The organism is Parasutterella secunda (assembly GCF_023336895.1).
GTDB classification, from domain to species: domain Bacteria; phylum Pseudomonadota; class Gammaproteobacteria; order Burkholderiales; family Burkholderiaceae_F; genus Aphodousia; species Aphodousia faecalis.
This window is the reverse complement of record NZ_JAMBLT010000029.1, coordinates 1-639: the sequence shown is the minus strand read 5'-3', so window position 1 is coordinate 639 and position 639 is coordinate 1. Positions and strand designations below refer to the sequence as shown.

Sequence of the window (639 nt, the reverse complement as noted above, 5' to 3'; positions counted from 1 at the left end):
GGCTTTAAACCGTTTTAGTATTGAGTTTGGTGACAGGATCACCAAATATCTCTAAATGGAATTTACACAAACGAATTTACAATCCCGGAAAAAGTAGGTTCGTTAATCCCGCTCAATTTATGGGTCAAATCAATCCATTCTGACCTTTGTGTAGTATTGTCTCAGGCTTAGTTTTGTTGAAAAAATAGAATAATCTCTCAAAAAGAAGTGTGACGCTGTCTTTCGAGCGATGGTGAAATGGTTACTGTATTTAAAAGTTTCCTTCGTGACAATCTGATGTGGCTAATCGTCTATCCGGTCATTTGCGGTTTTTCCATTGCCTGTTTCTGGCTATTTAAACATTTTCAGGATGAGCTTGGATTCACATTGATACATCTGTATGGATTGCATCCTCTTTCGATTTTTCTGATTTCTATTTTTTTTGGCCAAGAGAAATTCATCAGGGTACTGGTTAGTAAACAACTCTCGGCTAAAGCCGAAAGCTTTTATTTATCGTAATTGCAAAGCAATCCGACATTAGGCCGGTTTACAACAGCCCTTGGGCTATCAGCTGATAGCCCAATCCCTGCAGGTTCCGACTTGCATTCAAGTCGCTATGCGCACGGAGACCACAGTGCGGACAAACAAAACGATGCTTCG

General features: G+C 40.2%; 1 protein-coding gene. It reads right to left on the bottom strand.

The genetic code is table 11. From position 1 onward, the window contains the following. Positions 1 to 526: 526 nt before the first annotated feature. Positions 527 to 639: transposase (locus M3080_RS09150; protein WP_249092818.1), on the bottom strand; the 113-nt coding region annotated here is incomplete at its 5' end.